The organism is Amycolatopsis sp. NPDC051758 (genome assembly GCF_044453095.1).
GTDB lineage: Bacteria > Actinomycetota > Actinomycetes > Mycobacteriales > Pseudonocardiaceae > Amycolatopsis.
Genome location: NZ_JBITCJ010000038.1, coordinates 1 through 1,039 on the forward strand (window position 1 = coordinate 1; position 1,039 = coordinate 1,039).

A 1,039-nucleotide genomic window follows, 5' to 3' on the forward strand; every position below is an offset into this window, starting at 1 on the left:
TCGTTACGCCATTCGTGCAGGTCGGAACTTACCCGACAAGGAATTTCGCTACCTTAGGATGGTTATAGTTACCACCGCCGTTTACTGGCGCTTAAATTCTCAGCTTCGCCCCGAAAGGCTAACCGGTCCTCTTAACGTTCCAGCACCGGGCAGGCGTCAGTCCATATACATCGTCTTGCGACTTCGCATGGACCTGTGTTTTTAGTAAACAGTCGCTTTCCGCTGGTCTCTGCGGCCACCCACCCCTAGCCCGAAAAAGGCTTCAAGGTGTTTGGCCCCCCTTCTCCCGAAGTTACGGGGGCATTTTGCCGAGTTCCTTAACCACAGTTCACCCGATCGCCTTGGTATTCTCTACCTGACCACCTGTGTTGGTTTGGGGTACGGGCCGTGCATGCACTCACTAGAGGCTTTTCTCGGCAGCATAGGATCACTCTACTTCGCCTCAAACGGCTACGCATCACGTCTCAGCCTTAGTGCCGTGCGGATTTGCCTACACGACGGCCTACACGCTTACACCAGTACTACCACTCACTGGCGGAGCTACCTTCCTGCGTCACCCCATCGCTTGACTACTACGAAATCAGGTCCCACGCTCCACACACCATCATTCACCCGAAGGCTTCAAACAGTGGCTTTGGGTGGTTAGTATCAAACGCCTCGTCATGGGCGCACATGCTCGGGTACGGGAATATCAACCCGTTGTCCATCGACTACGCCTGTCGGCCTCGCCTTAGGTCCCGACTTACCCTGGGCGGATTAGCCTGGCCCAGGAACCCTTGGTCATCCGGCGGCAGAGTTTCTCACTCTGCATTCGCTACTCATGCCTGCATTCTCACTCCCACACCCTCCACCGCTAGCTTCCGCCACGGCTTCCCTGGATGCAGGACGCTCCCCTACCCATCAACACGACTACACACGCTCCTCAAGGGAACGAGTGGATCTATTGTGTCAATGACACAGCTTCGGCGGTGTGCTTAAGCCCCGCTACATTGTCGGCGCAGGACCACTTGACCAGTGAGCTATTACGCACTCTTTCAAG

The 1,039-nt window shown here is 55.7% G+C and carries 1 rRNA gene; it reads right to left on the reverse strand.

The features are described from left to right. A 23S ribosomal RNA gene (locus tag ACIA5G_RS53840) occupies positions 1-1,039 on the reverse strand; the annotation flags it as partial.